This window comes from Sphingobacterium spiritivorum ATCC 33861 (assembly GCF_000143765.1).
In the GTDB taxonomy this organism is placed as follows: domain Bacteria; phylum Bacteroidota; class Bacteroidia; order Sphingobacteriales; family Sphingobacteriaceae; genus Sphingobacterium; species Sphingobacterium spiritivorum.
This window is the reverse complement of record NZ_GL379778.1, coordinates 26,733-46,335: the sequence shown is the minus strand read 5'-3', so window position 1 is coordinate 46,335 and position 19,603 is coordinate 26,733. Positions and strand designations below refer to the sequence as shown.

At 40.5% G+C, this 19,603-nt stretch carries 15 protein-coding genes; 3 read left to right on the top strand and 12 right to left on the bottom strand.

All coding sequences use genetic code 11. The features are described 5' to 3' along the window. Positions 1 to 59: 59 nt before the first annotated feature. Both HMPREF0766_RS20830 and HMPREF0766_RS20825 read right to left on the bottom strand, forming a co-directional pair. Positions 60 to 1,796, bottom strand: a complete 1,737-nt coding sequence (locus HMPREF0766_RS20830) for an ABC transporter ATP-binding protein (RefSeq protein ID WP_003001929.1) — start codon at positions 1,794 to 1,796, stop codon at positions 60 to 62. Positions 1,797 to 1,874: 78 nt separating this feature from the next. Continuing rightward, positions 1,875 to 3,629 (bottom strand): ABC transporter ATP-binding protein, encoded by a 1,755-nt coding sequence (locus HMPREF0766_RS20825; RefSeq protein WP_037461072.1) that lies wholly within the window; start codon positions 3,627 to 3,629, stop codon positions 1,875 to 1,877. A 173-nt stretch (positions 3,630 to 3,802) separates the two neighbouring features. Between HMPREF0766_RS20825 and HMPREF0766_RS20820 the strand changes: the two genes are divergently transcribed. Further along, positions 3,803 to 4,783: a helix-turn-helix transcriptional regulator gene (locus HMPREF0766_RS20820; protein ID WP_003001925.1), complete on the top strand. Its 981-nt coding sequence runs from the start codon at positions 3,803 to 3,805 to the stop codon at positions 4,781 to 4,783. Positions 4,784 to 4,866: 83 nt separating this feature from the next. After that, a complete protein-coding gene (locus HMPREF0766_RS20815; RefSeq protein ID WP_003001923.1) occupies positions 4,867 to 5,262 on the top strand; it encodes a VOC family protein in 396 nt (131 codons plus the stop codon). Between the two features lie 86 nt (positions 5,263 to 5,348). On the opposite strand, the gene HMPREF0766_RS20810 is transcribed toward HMPREF0766_RS20815, so the two are convergent. From HMPREF0766_RS20810 to HMPREF0766_RS20785, 6 genes are all read right to left on the bottom strand, one after another. Further along, complete coding sequence (locus HMPREF0766_RS20810; RefSeq protein WP_003001921.1) at positions 5,349 to 5,561, bottom strand: heavy-metal-associated domain-containing protein; 213 nt, start codon at positions 5,559 to 5,561, stop codon at positions 5,349 to 5,351. An 84-nt stretch (positions 5,562 to 5,645) separates the two neighbouring features. Continuing rightward, positions 5,646 to 8,060, bottom strand: coding sequence for a heavy metal translocating P-type ATPase (locus HMPREF0766_RS20805; protein WP_003001919.1), 2,415 nt, complete (start codon positions 8,058 to 8,060; stop codon positions 5,646 to 5,648). A gap of 220 nt (positions 8,061 to 8,280) precedes the next feature. Beyond that, entirely contained in the window at positions 8,281 to 8,799 is a 519-nt protein-coding gene (locus HMPREF0766_RS22005; RefSeq protein ID WP_003001917.1) for a Tim44 domain-containing protein, read from the bottom strand. A 54-nt stretch (positions 8,800 to 8,853) separates the two neighbouring features. Further along, a complete protein-coding gene (locus HMPREF0766_RS20795) occupies positions 8,854 to 9,738 on the bottom strand; it encodes a bifunctional 5,10-methylenetetrahydrofolate dehydrogenase/5,10-methenyltetrahydrofolate cyclohydrolase (RefSeq protein ID WP_003001915.1) in 885 nt (294 codons plus the stop codon). A gap of 34 nt (positions 9,739 to 9,772) precedes the next feature. After that, positions 9,773 to 11,563, bottom strand: a complete 1,791-nt coding sequence (gene lepA, locus HMPREF0766_RS20790; protein ID WP_003001913.1) for a translation elongation factor 4 — start codon at positions 11,561 to 11,563, stop codon at positions 9,773 to 9,775. Between the two features lie 128 nt (positions 11,564 to 11,691). Beyond that, positions 11,692 to 12,684, bottom strand: coding sequence for a cation diffusion facilitator family transporter (locus tag HMPREF0766_RS20785; protein ID WP_003001910.1), 993 nt, complete (start codon positions 12,682 to 12,684; stop codon positions 11,692 to 11,694). A gap of 323 nt (positions 12,685 to 13,007) precedes the next feature. Here HMPREF0766_RS20785 and HMPREF0766_RS20780 point away from each other — a divergent pair, with 323 nt between their 5' ends. Next, complete coding sequence (locus HMPREF0766_RS20780) at positions 13,008 to 14,150, top strand: pyridoxal phosphate-dependent aminotransferase (RefSeq protein ID WP_003001907.1); 1,143 nt, start codon at positions 13,008 to 13,010, stop codon at positions 14,148 to 14,150. 156 nt (positions 14,151 to 14,306) lie between these two features. Here the strand turns inward: HMPREF0766_RS20780 and HMPREF0766_RS20775 are convergent, their stop codons facing one another. From HMPREF0766_RS20775 to glgB, 4 genes are all read right to left on the bottom strand, one after another. Next, a complete protein-coding gene (locus tag HMPREF0766_RS20775) occupies positions 14,307 to 14,837 on the bottom strand; it encodes a hypothetical protein (RefSeq protein WP_003001904.1) in 531 nt (176 codons plus the stop codon). A 69-nt stretch (positions 14,838 to 14,906) separates the two neighbouring features. Continuing rightward, positions 14,907 to 16,178: a glucose-1-phosphate adenylyltransferase gene (locus HMPREF0766_RS20770; protein ID WP_003001899.1), complete on the bottom strand. Its 1,272-nt coding sequence runs from the start codon at positions 16,176 to 16,178 to the stop codon at positions 14,907 to 14,909. Between the two features lie 3 nt (positions 16,179 to 16,181). Further along, complete coding sequence (locus HMPREF0766_RS20765; protein WP_003001895.1) at positions 16,182 to 17,603, bottom strand: glycogen synthase; 1,422 nt, start codon at positions 17,601 to 17,603, stop codon at positions 16,182 to 16,184. 21 nt (positions 17,604 to 17,624) lie between these two features. Then, a complete protein-coding gene (gene glgB, locus HMPREF0766_RS20760; RefSeq protein ID WP_003001892.1) occupies positions 17,625 to 19,589 on the bottom strand; it encodes a 1,4-alpha-glucan branching protein GlgB in 1,965 nt (654 codons plus the stop codon). Between the last annotated feature and the right edge of the window lie 14 nt (positions 19,590 to 19,603).

Sequence of the window (19,603 nt, the reverse complement as noted above, 5' to 3'; positions counted from 1 at the left end):
AAACGCCAATAAAAAAATACAGTCAATCGGTCTGCAGCTAACCTGTTTTGTAAGATTTATCAGCCCTGCACGCTGCTTTTCACTTTCCAGCCACCGGATTGTTGCTGGATATTCCAGAGTTTCTCATATTTTCCCTGCTTGCTGATCAGCTCTTCATGCGTCCCTCTTTCCAGTATTGCTCCATTTTGCAGCACCAGTATCTGCTGAGCTTTCTGAATAGTAGCCAACTTATGAGCAATGACTATTACTGTTCTGGATTTGACGAGTTCCTGAATAGCCTGCTGAATATAGATCTCATTTTCAGGATCCAGACTTGCAGTAGCTTCATCGAGCAGTACAATGGGAGCATCTTTCAGCAAGGCTCTTGCAATGCTGATACGTTGTTTTTGTCCTCCGGACAACATACATCCTTTCTCACCCACACGTGTATACATACCATTGGGAAATTCCCATGCAAAATCCAGCACCATTGCTTTTTCAGCAGCCTCAATAATCTCTTCTGAACTGGCATGCGGCTTTCCAATCTTTATATTATTATAAATCGTATCATCAAACAGGTAAACCTCCTGAAACACCTCACTGATCAGCGAATAGAACCTGTCCTGATTAATATGACGAATATCTACCCCTCCTATTTTTATAGATCCGCTATTGACATCCCAGAAACGGGCGATCAGCGAAGCAATCGTCGTCTTACCGGATCCGGAGTGACCGACCAATGCAAGCATGGACTGCTCGGGAACATGAAATGTAAGATCACGTACTGTCATACGATCCTGATAACCGAAACTTACCTGATCAAATTCGATATCAAAACGCGTCGGAAACTCATTTCTGTCCGTTTCCATAGTAGGTTCTTCCAGTACATTGATAATCCGGCCGAGACTCTCATTCATATACCGCAGGGTGAGGTAGTCCACCATTAATACCTTTAATGGGGTATACAAATTATAGCCCATAATCAGAAAAGTGATCAACACAGGAATAGTAATGCTGCCCTTCGAAAGATAATACAATCCCAGACCTAACATAACGACAAATCCAACCTCAAAAAATACAGAAGCGGTGACCAGAAACGGTCCTGGAACAGCTTCCAGACGTATACTTCTTTTTCGCAGTTCATCAAAAGCATTTTCAAGATTTTTGTTCTTATCCCCGACCAAACCATAAGATTTGAGATGGAGAATTCCCTGTACATATTCCAGAAATTTAGCCCCAACACTATTGCGTGCTGCAATCTGTTTTTTGCCTAAGGAAGAAACCAGACTATTGGAAATCAGCAATACCGGATATATCAACGGAAGCACAGCGAGCAGGCAAAGTGCCAGACGCCAGTCGTAAGCAAACAGAAAGATGGATAAAACTGTTGTTCCGAAAACAGCTGATGCCAGGTTTCCGACACTGTGTCCAAAAATCCCTTCAAAACTGGCAACATCCTGCAACACAATACCAGCTATCTCTCCCGGATCTTTCTGCTTAAAAAAACCTAAAGAAAATTTCTGAAGACGATTGCCAAGCCTGATCCGCAATTGATTCGCAAGCCCGTATACCAGCAAATTAGAACCTACCATTGTCTTCGAAGCAATAAAAAACTGTGTGATCAGCATTATACTCATCAGGATCACAGCTCCTGATACTCTTGTCATGTCCGGCTTATCAGAAAACAGTTCCCAGATTACGACCAGCAAAATACCTGAAGGTGCAGCCACAAAGATGCTGTGCAAAATCTCCCAAAAAATCATCTTGCGTGTTCCTCCGTGATTCAGAGCAGTCACATATCTCAAATGTTGTATCATATTATTTTATACTTATATACTATGTATTATTCAATTAAAAGGTCAGGACAGTCATGTCCTTAAAAGGCATATTATCCATTATATTACAAATTCTTTAGCCCTTGTATGTGCATTCCACATACGTTGGTATAACTCACTTTCTTCCAGCAATACTTCATGCGTACCCTGATCCGTCAGGTTTCCTTTATCAAATACCAGTATCGAATCTACGTCCGTAATCGTACTGAGCCTATGCGCAATAATCAAAACCGTCTTATCCTTAATCAGTTCGCTGAATGCCTGCAGTATCTTATACTCACTTTCCGGATCTGCAAAAGCTGTTGCTTCATCCAAAATCAGAACAGGAGCATTTTTTAGAATGGCTCTGGCCAATTGGATCCGTTGCTGTTCACCTCCACTCAGGTGTACCCCATCCTGTCCGAATAAAGTTTCATAACCTTCAGGGAGAGACAAGATCTCTTCATGAATCTGTGCTGCTTTGGCAGCCTTCATAACTTCTTCATAAGTCTTATCCATTCCCATACGTATATTTTCATACATCGACTGCTGAAACATAAAGCTGTCCTGAAAGACAAAAGAAACCAGCTCCATCAACTGTGCAGCAGGATATTCTTTGATATCTATTCCGCCAATACGGATACTGCCGCTATGGATATCCCAAAATCGGGGGATAAGCTGCCCGACCGTACTCTTACCTGCCCCCGAAGGACCAACAAGAGCTACAACAGCTTTTTCAGGAATTTTGAAACTAATATCTTTTAGAACAGAAACCTTATTATCATATGAAAAGGAAACGTTCTCAAACTGCAGGTCAAATACTTCCGGAGTTTGTCGAACTTCTTTTTCAACGAGTCCTTCTTCATCCAGCAGTTCATCCAATTGTTCTACTCCACGATTGATAACAGACAACTGCATTCCCATATTATTCAGGACAAACAATGGCTTGATATATCCGGTACCCAGAATCAAAAAAAGCAAAAGAGTAGCTAAGGTGACTCCATGGTTAAAATAGAGATACAGACCCGCAATCAGGACAGGCAACATCGCATTACTCACAAAACTTATAAAAACAGCAAAGGCAGGTGTGCTGTTTTTGATCCATTCACCAACAAATACATTAAAGCGGCGAACCGTATTCCCGTATTTCTCAAAAGTCTCCGCGGATGTTCCGAAGATCTTCATCACCGGAATAGCACCTACATACTCCACTATACCCACATTCATATCTTCCAGTGATTGATGATAATTGCGTATAAGTTCTTTGTTCTTACCACCATATGCACGGGGAATCCATATTGCCAGTATAATTAGCGGAATAAAGCTAACGAGAGCCAATCTCCAGTCCTGCGTAAACAAGAAGAAAATAGTAACAACCGGTAATGTTACCCCTTTTACAAAATCAGGGATCTGATGTGCTATAAATGTCTCTATACGTTCCACATCATCAGCCAGTATTTTACGTAAAGCACCAGAACTTCGGTTAAAAAGATAACCAATCGGAAGCTTTCCAATCTTAGCAATCATGAATTTTCTTAATTCAAAAAGAATATTAAAGGCCGCAAGATGAGAGATTATAACGGAAATATATAGAACGGTCATACTCAGCACAGCTGTAAGAATAGCATAACGTATATACTGACCAGAAGATCCAAAATCTACTGTATCTTTTGTAAGTTCCCGCACAATATAAAAAACAAGCACATAGGGCACCAGACTCAATAGTGCATGTAAAATGGCCAGCAGACCCGAAATAATCAATAGCTTCTTTTCTTTGCCGGCTATCTCCAGCAACCGGACAATTCCCTTTTTTCTCGCTTTTGCAGCTGTATCCATGTTTGATTTTATTTTTATGTAACTAATCTTCTTTATTTTATTTAGAAAGATTCTAAATAATTTCATACCTTTGCAAAGGTATTACATCAGGTCAACCTGATCCTTACGCGTCAGGGAGAAAAAATGCCGAATAACGGATTAATTCGCCGACCAGCACATTTTATCTATACAACATGGTCATAAATCTATATGCAGATGACATTCCGGATCTTGTACTGTACAAGGACTATCCTAATGCACACCACGCTTCAGACCCCGATATGAGAGAAGAATGTCTGCATATTGATAATCTGTTTGGAAAAGGTTTTTATAAAGAAGTGTATTTTGATGGTATTCATATAGGATATGGTGATATTGCACTTGCAAAAAAAACCAGAATCCATTTTGAAAGCGATTTTGAAACGGTCGAAATGCACTTTACACTAAGTGGTGACAGTATAACTTCTTCAGAAGATATTCAGCATCATCTTAACTTTAGCAGCAATCAACATAATATTATTTACGCCAATAATATATCCGGTCAGATTCAATGGGAACAACAGAATTTAAAGGTATTTGAGGTCAATCTCCATCCCGTTTTTTTCAAACGTTATTTACCTGAAGAGGGTTCTTTGTTCAATTATTTTCATAATGCAATAGCAGCCGGACGCTCTACATTTCTCCATAAACATAATAATCTGATCAATCTGGAGATGTTACAGATCATTCAGGAAATCATCAACTGTGACCGTAAAGGAATTTTTAAGCGAATGTTTCTCGAGGCAAAAGTCATCGAACTCTTGCTTTTACAGTTGGAACAGATGAACTCGGGCAATTCTTTGCATTCTTCCCTCAAAAAATCAGATATTGAAAAAATATATGCTGTGAGAGAGTTTATTCTGGAACACATAGATCAGACCTATAGTCTCACAGACCTGGCAAGGATTGTCGGTACAAATGATTTTTTATTAAAAAAAGGATTTAAGGAACTATTCGGCACAACAGTTTTCGGATTTTGGAATGATACCAAGATGGAGCAGGCACATAAAATGATCCGGGAACAGCATATGAACATCAGCGAAGTCGCTGATGCTGTCGGCTACAAAAATCCACAGCACTTTACAGTAGCATTCAAGCGAAAATTCGGAATTGCCCCCAGCCTGCTAAAAAAATAATATCCTTCAGCGGTTGCGATGTCCCGGCAATTCTGACTTTTATTCTCTAATTTTAGCGTTCACTTATCTTGAATTAATTCCATATGGTAAAATTAGGTTATACAATACTTTACGTATCTGATGTTACGAAATCAATTCAGTTTTATGAAAGAGCTTTTGGATTGGAGCGAAAATTCATCACGGCTCATAATGACTATGCTGAACTGCTTACCGGCGAAACGACTTTATCTTTTGCTTCTAAAGAATTAGCTGCATCCAATCTTCCTGAAGGGTTTACGGAAGCAAATCTGCAAATGAAGCCCTTTGCTGTAGAAATAGGATTTGTTACTGAACAGATTGACGAAGTACTTGAAACGGCAATCTCTGCCGGTGCTACGGTCGTCTCTCCACTTACAACCAAGCCCTGGGGACAGCAGGTCGTGTATCTAAGAGATACCGATGGATTTCTGATTGAACTTTGTACCACAGTAACACATTAAACGGACAAAAGTCCTATAACAAAAGTATGGAGAATGTTTTTTAAAACACCTCCATACGATTCAACAAACCACCGGAAAATTTTTTATCAGACAGACTCGATTTTAAAACCCAACTTTTCTACAGCTTCTTTAATTTCGCTTTCAGTCATACCATTTGTTTCTACCGTTAGAATCTTATCTGCAGTGGTAGTATCCACCTGCCACTGCTTTATACCTTCCTCTGCATCTAAAAATGGAGTGACTTTAGCCACACAGCTACTACATTTGATATTGGTTTTGAATTTTAATGTATCGTTCATGAGTATTTAATTTATTCTTGTACTACAAATTTCACTACTTTTTATTTATTCTGATTTACATCATTATGGTAATGATGTATAATATTATTTTTTCATTTTCAACAATAAACTATTACTTACTACACTCACACTACTGAGCGCCATTGCAGCACCAGCGATCATCGGGTTAAGTAAAAAACCATTTACAGGGTATAATACGCCAGCTGCTAATGGAATACCGATAACATTATAGATAAATGCCCAAAACAAATTCTGACGGATTGTGGCTACCGTTTGTCTGGAAAGACGGATGGCTTCAGGAATCTTGGTAAGATCAGAAGAGATAATGGTCATCTTAGCCACATCCATAGCAATATCGCTTCCTTTACCCATCGCAATACTGACATCTGCCTGTGCAAGAGCCGTACTGTCATTGATTCCGTCACCAACCATAGCTACAATCTTGCCCTGTTGCTGAAGCTGCTTTACAAATTCAGCCTTTTCATGAGGGAGTACCTCTGCTTTATATGCATTAATATCCGTAGCTGCAGCAATAGCTTTGGCTGTTGCTTCGTTATCTCCGGTGAGCATATACACCGCTATACCGGCCTGCTTTAATTCCTGAATAGCTTTTATCGAAGTTTCCTTGATCTGATCCGCTATTGCAAATAGTCCCAGGACACGCTGCTCATCTGAAAACCAAATAACGGTTTTAGATTCATTACTCCATTCATTTGCAGTTTCAGCAACCTCATCCGGAATATGTACCCCCTGTTCCTGCATCAATTTACGATTACCTACATAGTAAATCATACCCTGATAACTTGCCTTCGCTCCTTTACCGGTCAAACTGTCAAAATCTGAGATTGTCAGTATGCTGCTATCTGCCAGATGTTTGACAACAGCATCTGCGAGTGGATGCTCTGATTGCTTTTCTATACTGAGTAAAACCCGCCTGATATCCTGGTTTTCGGTATACCAAAGATTATCTGTGACTACAGGCTTCCCCTCCGTAATGGTACCCGTTTTGTCCAGTACCACAGCCGTTACTTTTTTAGCCAGTTCAAGGCTTACAGCATCCTTGATCAATATACCTTTCTCAGCGCCCTTGCCGATACCTACCATGATAGCTGTAGGAGTAGCGAGGCCTAATGCACAAGGACACGCGATGACCAATACAGTAGCCAATGCTATGAGTCCCTGTGAAAAACCATTATCTCCACCGACAAGGATCCAGGTAATAAAGGCAATTATAGAAATGGTAATCACAATCGGCACGAATATTCCGGCAATCTTATCTACCAGTTTTTGTACAGGAGCTTTACTACCCTGTGCTTCCTGTACCATCCGGATGATCTGTGCCAGCATCGTTTCAGATCCGACCTTTTCTGCCTTAAACTGAAAGCTACCTTTCTGGTTGATCGTTCCGGCAAACACAGATTCATTTTCCTGTTTACTTACAGGAACAGGTTCTCCGCTCAGCATACTTTCATCTACATAGGACTGTCCGCTGATCACCAATCCATCCACAGCGACCTGTTCCCCCGGTTTGACCAATAGTATATCTCCGACCTGTACATTGGCAATAGGAGTGACTTGCTGCTCTCCGTTATCTCTGATGATAGTTACAGTCTTAGGTTGCAAACCCATCAGTTTCTTAATAGCAGATGAAGTATTACCTTTAGCTTTTTCTTCAAGCAATCTCCCGAGCAAAATAAAAGTCACAATTACAGCTGCCGCTTCAAAATAAACATGACCATGTATACCACGATCTGTCCAGAAGGATGGATAAACGGTATTAAATACGCTGAAAACATAAGCAATTCCGGCCCCCAAAGCGACCAGTGTATCCATATTTGCAGAACGGTGCTGAGCCTGCTTCCAGGCATTTTTAAAAAAATCCTTTCCATACCAAAGCACGACAGGAGTAGAAAGAAGCCACATTATTGGATTTGCATAAGGCATATCCATATAAAACATACCAATGATCACTACCGGCAAGGTTATAATAGCTGCACCGATAGTTTTCCTTTTTAACTTATTGAATTTATCCTGATGGATCTCTTCCAGTGTTGCCGCCTGATCATCTTCATCTTCTATCAAAAGATCATATCCCCCAGACTGTACAGTTTTCAGTATTTGATCTGGATTGGTCATATTTGGAAAGTACTCCACGGCCACAGAGGCTGTGGCAAAATTGACATCTGCACGAACTATACCTGGCAGGTATTTCAACAAACTTTCTACACTGGAGGCACATGATGCGCAGGTCATTTCCAGTACCGGATATGTTTTACGTGTAGTGATCACCTCATATCCAAGATTCCGGATAGCGGAAACAGATTTATTTATGATTTCAGGATCTTTAGCCGTAATTACAGCACGTTGATTATTTAGCTCGACCTTGTGCGTTTGTATACCGGAGATTTTATCTAATTCTTTATCAATAATAAGTGCACCGTGGTCACTTTCCACATCTGTCAGCGGAATATAAATCGGAGTTTTAGTATCTGTTGTCATGTATATTATTCTTTACGACTTGAACACTGCAAATTTCAGAAATAAGAGCGTTAATTGTGTTATATAGTTGTAGTGTATATGTATATCATTATCTGAATTCTTAAAAAATGTATCATAAATTGAGACATAACAGGAGGTTTGTATACACAAAAAAAAAGCGTCTGATCTTTCGATCAGACGCTCCAATTAAAATTAATAATCAGTATGTTTTATACTGATCTTAGTTTTTTAAGGCTTCACCTACTTTTTTAGCTTTGTTTTCTACATCGCTGGCTGCTTTTTTAGTTGCATCTCCAACTTTCTCAGCGGCTTCTTTTGTTTCGGTTATTGCTTTATTGGCACCATCCTTAGTAGCTTCAACAGCATCACTTGTTGCCTTACCTGTAGCATCTGCAGCTTTATCCAATCCTTCTTTAATGTCCTGACCGGCATCTTTTAAGGCTGTTTTAGTTTTTTCCCAGGCAGTATTCGCTTCTTCAGAGGCTTTACGGGCAGCTTCTTCAGCTTTTTTGTCTCCGCGGGCAATAGCATCATCTAAATCTTTTTTAGCTTGTTCAGCTTTTGCTTTTGCATCTGCTTCAGCTTTCTGAAGATCTGCAATTGCAGCATCCACATGGTCACCTGCAGTTATCGAATCGTGATCTGCGTGATCGTGTCCGGCGTGCTGATTAGATGAATTATTACATGATGCCATAGTCAGAGCTGTGGCAACTACCGCTAAAAGTGCAATTTTTTTCATATTCAATTTAATTTAGTTTAAAGACCAAATTGAACAATTTTTGTACCAAAAATTTTACTTTTGGTAGATATTACCTTTGGCAGCTTCCAATGTATTTTTCAGCAATCCCACAATAGTCATCAATCCTACTCCCCCCGGTACCGGCGTGATCCAGGAAGATTTAGGTGCTACATGCTCAAAATCCACATCACCATACAGTTTAAAGCCGGATTTTGTCTCTGTAGAATCCTCACGGTTAATACCTACATCTATCACTACCGCTCCTTCTTTAACCATATCGGCTGTCACAAAATTTTTCTTGCCAATAGCAGCAACGATAATATCAGCACGAAGCACCTCAGCTTTAAGATCTTTGGTACGGCTATGTGTTAATGTCACTGTACAATTTCCCGGATTAGCATTGCGAGCCAATAGGATACTCATAGGAGATCCTACAATATTACTGCGTCCTACAACTACAGCATGTTTACCCGCTGTTTCAATTTTATAATAATCGAGCATCAGCATAATACCGTACGGAGTAGCGGGAATAAAACAAGGCAAATTACGCTGCATACGTCCCAGATTGATGGGGTGGAAACCATCCACATCTTTACGGTAATCTATAGCTTCAGTGATTTTGTCCGGATCAATATGCTTTGGCAAAGGTAATTGAACAATCAGTCCGTCAATCGTATCATCCGCATTGATTTCCTCAATTTTGGCAATCAGTTCTGCTTCTGTAATATCGACATCGTATCGGATATTTGTAGAATCAAAACCAACAAGTTCGCAATTGCGCATTTTACTCGCAACATAGGTTTCACTACCGCCGTCATTACCAACCAGTATAGCTACCAAATGAGGTTTACGCCCCGCTTGTGCGGTAAAGGCTGCAGCATCGGCTTTAATGTCTTCTTTAATTTTTGCAGAAACGAGTTTTCCGTCTAAAATATTCATGTTATAATAGGAATAGGATTTTTTTATGATGCTATTAATCTAATTTCAGCACCGCCATAAATGCAGATTGCGGAATTTCGACATTCCCTACCTGACGCATGCGTTTCTTACCTTTTTTCTGTTTTTCCAGAAGTTTACGTTTACGGGAAATATCTCCTCCGTAACATTTGGCAGTAACGTCTTTACGTAAAGCACTGATCGTCTCACGCGCAATGATCTTCGCTCCGATAGAAGCCTGGATTCGAATTTCAAATTGCTGACGTGGTAATAATTCTTTCAGTTTCTCACAAATCTTCTTACCGAAATCGTATGCATTTGATCTGTGAATCAATGAAGAAAGGGCATCTACCGGCTCATCATTCAGACGAATATCCAGTTTGACCAGATCCGAAGTACGGTACCCGATCTGGGTATAATCAAATGAAGCATAGCCTTTAGAAATAGTCTTCAGTTTATCGTAAAAATCAAATACGATCTCTCCCATCGGCATCTCAAATATTAATTCAACACGATCCGAAGTCAGATAAGACTGATTTACAATGACACCTCTTTTTTGAATACAAAGTGACATAATGGGGCCGACAAACTCTGCCTTTGTAATAATGTTAGCTTTGATATAAGGCTCTTCAATCGAATCCAGTTTACTTGGATCAGGCAAATCTGAAGGGTTATGAACGATGACTTCTTCGTTATCTTTAGTCAGATATGCTTTATAAGATACGTTGGGTACTGTCGTGATAACAGTCATGTCGAATTCGCGTTCCAGACGTTCCTGTATAATCTCCATATGCAGCATTCCGAGGAAACCACATCGGAAACCAAAACCCAGTGCAGCAGAAGATTCCGGTTCAAATACCAGAGATGCATCATTTAACTGCAAACGGTGCATAGATTCGCGTAATTCTTCGTAGTCTTCAGTATCTACAGGATAAATACCGGCAAAAACCATTGGTTTAACCTCCTCAAATCCCTGAATGGCATTCGGACTTGGGCGATCTCTGTGTGTGATGGTATCCCCTACTTTTACTTCACGGGCTTCTTTGATACCTGAAATAATATAGCCCACATCTCCTGTTTTGATAACATCCTTAGGAACCTGATTCAATTTCAATGTCCCGATCTCATCCGCAAAATATTCTTTGCCTGTAGCAATAAACTTGACACGGTCTCCCTTTCGGATTTCACCATTTTCTACTTTAAAGTAGGCCATGATACCGCGAAACGAATTAAACACAGAGTCAAAAATCAATGCCTGTAAAGGTCCGTCGGGATCTCCAACAGGAGCTGGTACACGTTTTACAATCGCTTCTAAAATATCTGGAACCCCCAGCCCGGTTTTTCCGGACGCAGGAATAATGTCCTCTCTGTTTCCTCCGATGAGATCAATGATCTGATCTTTAACTTCCTCAGGCATAGCTCCCGGTAAGTCCATTTTATTTAAAATAGGAATGATTTCCAGATCGTGTTCCAATGCAAGATAAAGATTGGAAATAGTCTGTGCCTGGATACCCTGGGAAGCATCTACGATCAATAATGCACCTTCGCAGGCTGCTATAGAACGGGAAACTTCATAGGAAAAATCGACGTGTCCGGGTGTATCAATTAGGTTTAGAATATACTCCTCACCGTCTTTTTTATAATTCATCTGAATCGCATGACTCTTGATGGTAATCCCACGCTCACGCTCAAGATCCATATTATCAAGCAATTGCGCTTGCGCCTCACGTTGACTAATGGTGTTAGTAAATTCCAGTAATCGATCTGCCAATGTACTCTTACCATGGTCAATATGGGCAATAATACAGAAATTACGAATATGCTTCATATAAGATTTTAAAATCGCTTTTTAAACAGCAAAGATACTTTTTTCACAGCATATTTAGCTTCGAAAAGATAGGGTATGATAAGTTTTTTTTACAATATCCTGCTTTTACCCGCCTTTACAATTGATTTTCACGAAGGATCTATGCTCTCAAAATGCTTTTTATTACGGGTGACATTTTGAATATCCCATTGTATATCATTAGTAAATGCTGCTGATCGTACAGGGCAATCTGCTATTCCGCAATAGCTGCAACATTCAGGCAGACAGGGATCTGCATGCACAAAAAATTCGGTCCGGGTAGATAATTTAGCATTTACGATATTGTCCAGAGCTGAAATTTCGTCATGTACCCTATCCAGTTTATAATATCTAGGAAGTGTCAGGTGGCAATCCACATGCAACTCATTTCCGTAACGCTGAACCCGTAGATTGTGGATATCTATCCATTCTGTACGCCGTACTGTATTCAAAGTATCTACGACTTCATTGACAAGTTCAAGATCAGACTCATCCATTAATCCGCCGATTGACTTTCGTAACAAACGATATCCGTTAAATAATATAAAAGCACCTAACATTAAGGAGATCACGATATCTATCCAGACCAGACCAGTCCAGGTAATAAGCAACAGACCGGTGATAAGGCCAAAAGTACTGTATGCATCGACCTGCAGGTGCTTTCCATCCGCTTCAATCGTTAAAGATTTGAGCGCGCGTCCTCTTTTGACAAGATACAGGCCGACAATAAAATTGATAAGGCCGGTTAGAGCAATCAACCCTATACCTTCTGAAAGATTGAACAGTTCATTAGGAAAAAAAAGATTATAAACAGCTTTAACGAGAATAATCAGTCCTGCAATAAAGATAAGTCCTCCCTCCACAAAGACAGAGAAGAACTCTACTTTTCCATGTCCGTAAGGATGATTTTCGTCTCTGGGCCGTGCAGACAGATAGATACTGTAAAATGCAAAGCCCGATGCTACTACATTCACGATACTTTCTGCTGCATCTGTAAATATCGCATTGGAATCAGTAATGAGATAAGCTGTAAACTTGATCAGCATCAGAACAAGGCCCGTCAGCAAGGATAGAAGTACTAATCTTTTTTCTCTGGACATCATTTAAGATTTTTACAAAAAAATACGTTAGTGTATATTCTGTATTTTTTAATTGCCGGATCACCGATCAAAAAGCGGGGGCTAAATCTACGAAAATCAGTAGCCCTAACTCTCATTTTTGAGTAAACAAAACTACGAGTTATTTTAAACTTCTTTAGTTTTGGTTGATAATTATAGATTTTGATATAATTTCCTGAATTTGTTTTTCTTTTTTCAAGAAATTAACTCATTATTTGCATTCTATATAATATCTTTGTGATACCATGAGTACAACATCAATTTTATCAGATAGGATTAATAATTTATCCGAATCAGCTACGCTAAAAATGACAAAACTTGGTCGTGAATTAGCCGCAAAAGGAGTCAATGTCATCAGTTTAAGTGTTGGAGAACCGGATTTCAATACGCCGGACAACGTTAAGGAAGCCGCTAAGAAAGCTCTTGACGAAAACTACACCCGCTATTCTCCTGTTCCGGGATATCCTGAACTAAGACAAGCGATTGTCAATAAATTGAAAAATGAGAACGGACTGAATTATGATATTTCGCAGATTGTAGTTTCTACAGGTGCTAAACAGTCCCTTTCAAATGTATTGTTAACATTGGTCAACCCGGGTGACGAGGTCATTATTCCTACTCCATATTGGGTTTCTTACTCTGAAATGGTAGTATTGGCTGAAGGAAAATCTGTATTTATAGATACTGAAATTGATCAGGATTTCAAGATTACACCTGCTCAGCTAGAAGCAGCAATCACACCTAAATCTAAAGTATTTATGTTTTCTTCTCCATGTAATCCGACAGGTTCGGTATACAGTAAAGAAGAGCTGGCAGGTTTGGTAGCGGTGTTTGAAAAACATCCTGAGATCTACATTATATCAGATGAAATCTACGAGCATATCAATTTTGTAGATCAGCACGAATCTATAGCACAATTTGAAAGCATTAAAGACAGAGTAATCGTTGTAAATGGTTTTTCAAAAGCCTTTGCTATGACTGGATGGCGTCTGGGTTATATAGCAGCAAACAAGGAAATCGCTGCTGCCAATGATAAAATGCAGGGACAGACGACTTCAGGAACATGCTCTATTTCACAGCGGGCAGGTATTGCTGCTTACGAAGGCGGACTGGAAAGTGTCAATAAGATGAAAGAAGCATTTGCACGCAGACGTCAATTGGTATATGACCTGTTGAATGATATCCCTGGTGTAAAAACAAATCTTCCTCAGGGTGCCTTTTACTTCTTCCCGGAAATCAGTTCTTTCTTTGGAAAAAAAGACAGCAATGGAAATATTATCCAAAATTCTGCTGATCTGGCTTTGTATCTTTTAAATGAAGGACATGTGGCTACTGTAGGTGGTGATTCATTCGGAAACAACAATTATATTCGTCTTTCATACGCCGCTTCAGATGAGAACCTGAAAGAAGCGCTCAGAAGAATCAAAGAAGCTTTATCAAAACTTAGCTAAAAACAAACAGGTACTTTTCAGTACCTGATATAACTTTTCGCCATCTCGGCTTGTGGAACAGTCTGCTAAAATAAGACGCATATTTTAGAATTCTTTCCCGGTTGAAATGGCGTTTTTTTGTACCTGTAAAGTAGAAAGCAGTAAATCTACTTATTGCTATCCCAGATCTGCAGATGGCAATGGCGGTGGCATGGACTCCTGAGGCTGACTGGCAGCGAGTTTTCCGCAGATACGCCGGATTATTTCAGAGAAATACGGATAATATATTGCTCCCCAGATCTGTGTACCCCGGAAATGCACAGGCTGCTTATATTTTTTCAGATAGGCTACCGGAACTTCGAAAGCAGAGAAATGAGCATTGGGATCTGCCATGCAATAGGCAGCTCCGTCCTGCGTGATCTCATCTCCAACCAGAATCGCTATAGCGCCGACTCCGGACTGCAATCCACGTGGCCAGCCTTTATTGTTATGAATAGCATAGTCATAACAAGCCTTTGAAAAAGATCTCATCATCAGTTGCGTCATCGTACCATTCACCTCTGCAATAAAGACAAAAGTATTAAGCTGTGTAGCCATCCAGCGCCAGCGGAATCTCTTGACATATCCGATATGACAAGGAATATTGCAGATGATTTCTTTCGCGAAATACATCTGCTCTTCCTTTAATATTCTTTCAGCATCTATCATAGGTAGTGTTTAATTGTAATATCTTTGAGTAAAAAGTTATACTTATTTAAGGATAATTTCCCCTTTATCTTATCCTATCTTAAAACCATGCGGAATTACAGCATTTTTCTTTACCACTACGATCCCGTCACGAATAGTATAGGTATCAAAATCCCCATCCGGCAAATGCGTACCTCCTTTTATATAAACATCATTTCCTATCCTACAGTTTTTATCAAGAATAGCTTTTTCTATATGGCAGTTTTCGCCTACTCCTACAGGCGGTGGCGCCTGAGTGTTTATCAACTCGATGACTTCTGTCAGATGTTCATAATAATCACAGCCCATCATATAGGTAGAATGCAAGTTAGTGCCCTTCCCTATTCTGGAACGTATTCCGATAACAGATTTTTCAATACTCTGAGCTACAATGATACAACCATCTGCAACTATACTATTGGTCAGTGTCGTACCGGATATCTTCGACGGTGGCAGCATACGCGCTCTGGAAAAGATCGTGTGTTTGTCAAAGAGATTAAATAACGGAATATCATCTGTCAATCCTATATTAGCCTCAAAAAAGGAATCAATCGTACCGATATCTGTCCAATATCCGTCATATTGGTAACTTAAAACTTTTTTCAGCCCTATCGCATCCGGAATAATTTCCTTACCGAAGTCCATTCCCGGGTTTTCGTTGAGCAACTGATTAAGGACACCTCTTGAGAAGACATAAATACCCATAGATGCAAGATAATTACGCTCCTGAGCCTTCATATTGTCACTCACCTCTGAAGTCCAGTCGGGAAGTAATCCGGCATTTGGTTTTTCAATAAAAGAAGTGATCTCATTTTGATCATTTGCTTTCAGTATTCCAAATCCCGGGGCATCTTTTTTGGATACCGGAATGGTAGCAAGTGTGACCTCTCCTTTGTTCTTAATGTGAAAATCTATGAGCTCAGAAAAATCCATCTGATAAAGCTGATCTCCGGAGAGGATGAGCACATAATCGTAATCCACATTGTACATATACTTTTGTGTACGTCTCACAGCATCTGCAGTACCTTCAAACCAACGATCACCATCGTTCGTTTGCTCCGCAGCCAGGATATCTACAAACCCCTTGCTAAAGCCGCTAAAATTGTATGTGTTCTTGATATGCTTATTCAGCGAGGCTGAATTAAACTGGGTCAATACAAATATGCGATTGAATCCCGAATTAAGACAGTTCGAAATAGGAATATCTACCAGGCGATATTTGCCGGCAATCGGAACAGCTGGTTTGGACCTCTCATGGGTCAGGGGATAAAGACGCGTACCACGTCCTCCGCCCAATACTATGGAAACGACTTTTGGCAACATAATCTATTTATTTATCTGGTTATATAAATGAATGTATTTTTTAGCCGATGAATCCCATGAAAAATCAAGGGACATTATTTTCTTCCTGTTCTTATCGAACCGGGCTTTGTCTTCCGCAAAAAGGATAGCACGTTGTATGCCCGCTATTGCACTTTCTACTGTGGCCTCATCGAATGAAATACCATAACCGTTCTCAGCAGCAATATCAATGACAGTATCCTTGAGTCCGCCGATGGTCCTCACAACTGGTACAGTACCGTACCGAAGTGAATATAACTGATTAAGTCCGCAAGGTTCAACACGCGATGGCATAAGCAACAAATCGGCCGATGCATAGACCCAATGTGCAAGAGATTCATCATAACCGAAAAACGCTGCAAAACGCCCTTCATAATGACCTGTTAATCCTTCTAACGATGCTCTGATTTCCTGATCGCCGGAACCTAAAATAAATATACTTAATTTTTCGTTTTTAACCTCAAATAAATTAACAATAATTTCATTCAATAAATCTGCCCCTTTTTCGGTTGCAAACCTACCTATAAAAACCAGCAAAGGCACTTTCGGATCTAAGCCATAGGCTTTACAGAAAGCTTCTTTATTTGCCCTTTTCCCTGAGGTTACATTTTTAGCCTGATAATGAACTTTTACAGCAGGATCCGTTTGCGGATCCCAGATTTCAGTATCAATACCATTTACAATGCCGTAGCCTTTGCCAGATTCGTCTGCAAAGAGCGACTGCAATCCGTTGGCATCTGTATAGAGCTCCCGAAGATATCCCTCAGAAACTGTCGTAAATGCGGTACAGCATTTGACAGCTGCAGCCAACGGATTAATAAGCCCGTCCCAATCCAAAAGGCCCCATTTCCATGTATCAAAAGCTGGTAAAAGAATACCTTTGCTCCAATTCATCCAACCCTGATATTGGCCGTTATGCACCGTAAGAACTGTTTTAACTTTCCGTAAACGCTCAAAATCGTTACCCCATTGCATCAGAAACGGGATAAGGCCTACATGATGATCATGACAATGCACTACATCCGGCGTCTGATCCGATTGAACCAACCAGTCCAGAAAGGCATGCTGAAAAGCAATAAACTGTTCTCCTTCATCAGCATACCCATACACATCTGCACGGTCCAGATACCCCGGTATCCGAATCATATAAAGTTCATAACCCAATACCTGATCCTGTTCTTTCCAGACCTCGTAGGGTATCGTTGCAGATCCCATGGTGAACCTGCCTGTCGCAATCACAGCAAAAGAATGTTGTAAAATAAAGGGTTTATCATACCAGGGCATTACTACTGATGCATGGATACCTAACCGGTTCTGGTATTTGGGCAATGCTCCCACCACATCGGCCAACCCTCCTACTTTGGCCACAGGATAGCACTCAACACTCAGGTGAATAACATTCATCATAATCTTTAGAAATTAAAAAAATCAAACAACCGGACTTCTTGAAGACAACATTTTAGCTGCTGGAACATCTTTGACAATAGTTTTTCTTTTCAGCGCAACTCCGCACAAAGGAGGAAGATCCACCGTAATAGAATACAGCTGTCCCATCCACGAAAGATGCTCTGAAGCTGTGGTATGTACGGAAGCTCCGCTTCCAAAATATTTAAGGTCGTCCGAATTGAGAACAACTTCCCATTCTCCGGCCAATGGGACACCTATACGGAAAGCAGGTCTGACAACTGGTGTCAGATTCAGGACAACAAGGATCTGATCTTCCTCGTCATAGCCCTTACGTGCATATACAAAGACAGACTGATCTGCATCCCCGAGTTCTATCCAATGAAATCCGGAATGTTCAAAACTGCGCTGATATAAGGCTGAATGATTTTTATAAAAGGCATTCAGATCTGCTACAAATGATTTCATCCCTTTGTGAGGAGCATAATCCAACAGATGCCAATCCAGCGATTGCTCTACATTCCATTCCTGAGTCTGTGCAAACTCATCTCCCATAAACAGGAGCTTGGTACCACTGAATGTAAACATATACAAGTATAATGCACGCAGATTAGCAAATTTCTGCCATTCATCGCCGGGCATTTTATAGATCAGAGACTGCTTGCCGTGCACGACTTCATCATGTGAGAGTGGCAGCATAAAATTTTCGTGATATGCGTACACTGTAGCAAATGTCATTTTATGGTGATGATATTTCCGGTTTATAGGATCCTCTTTAAAATAGCTCAGCGTATCATGCATCCAGCCCATCATCCATTTCATGCCGAATCCCAGACCTCCGGTGTAAGTAGGTCTGCTTACACCCGGCCACGAAGTAGATTCTTCAGCGATGGTCTGTACATCGGGAAAATAGTTGTAAACAGCCTCATTAAATTCTTTCAGAAAATCTACAGCTTCCAGATTTTCCCTTCCGCCAAATTCATTTGGTATCCACTCCCCTTCTTCTCTCGAATAGTCAAGGTAAAGCATAGATGCTACAGCATCAACACGTATACCGTCAATATGAAAACGTTCCAGCCAGTAAATTGCATTGCTGATCAGAAATGCCCGTACTTCATTTCGTCCGTAATTAAAAATATGAGACTTCCAGTCCGGATGGAATCCTTTACGCGGATCCTCATGCTCATACAGATGTGTTCCGTCAAAACGATGTAGTCCGTGACTATCCCCCGGGTAATGGGAAGGTACCCAGTCCATAATAACCCCGATGCCATTTTTATGCAACTGTTCAATAAGGTACATCAAATCCTGTGAACTTCCGTATCTGGATGAAGCAGCATAATAACCGGTGATCTGATACCCCCATGAAGGGTAATACGGATGTTCCATGACAGGAAGAAATTCGACATGGGTAAATCCCAATTCTTTGATGTACGGCACCAGCCTATCAGCTATCTCTCTGTAATTCAGCAGACGAGCCGGATCTGCCGGATCTCGCATCCAGGATCCTAGATGCATTTCATATACAGAAAAAGGCTGATTAAGTCCGTTGTTTACATATCGTTGCTGCATCCAATCCTCGTCGTCCCATTCATACCAGTTTGTAGATACGACAGAAGCGGTACTTGGCGGTACTTCCCATTGCAAGGCATAGGGGTCACCTTTTTCAAGGATTTCTCCGGAATTTGCTTCTATATGATATTTATAAACCTCACCGTTTCCTATTTTGGGAATAAAACCTTCCCATATTCCGCTGCCGTCCCAACGCACAAATAAGCTGTGACTATGCGGATTCCAGCCGTTAAAGTTTCCGATAACGGATACCTTACGGGCATTTGGAGCCCAGACAGAAAAATATACACCCTCCACATGACTTACGGTAAGGACATGAGATCCGAATTTTTCATAGAGCTTATACAGCTTTCCTGCACGAAACAGGCTGACATCATAGTTCGTAAACAGTGAATAAACTTCTACCGGTTGGCTCATAATCAGTTTGGATT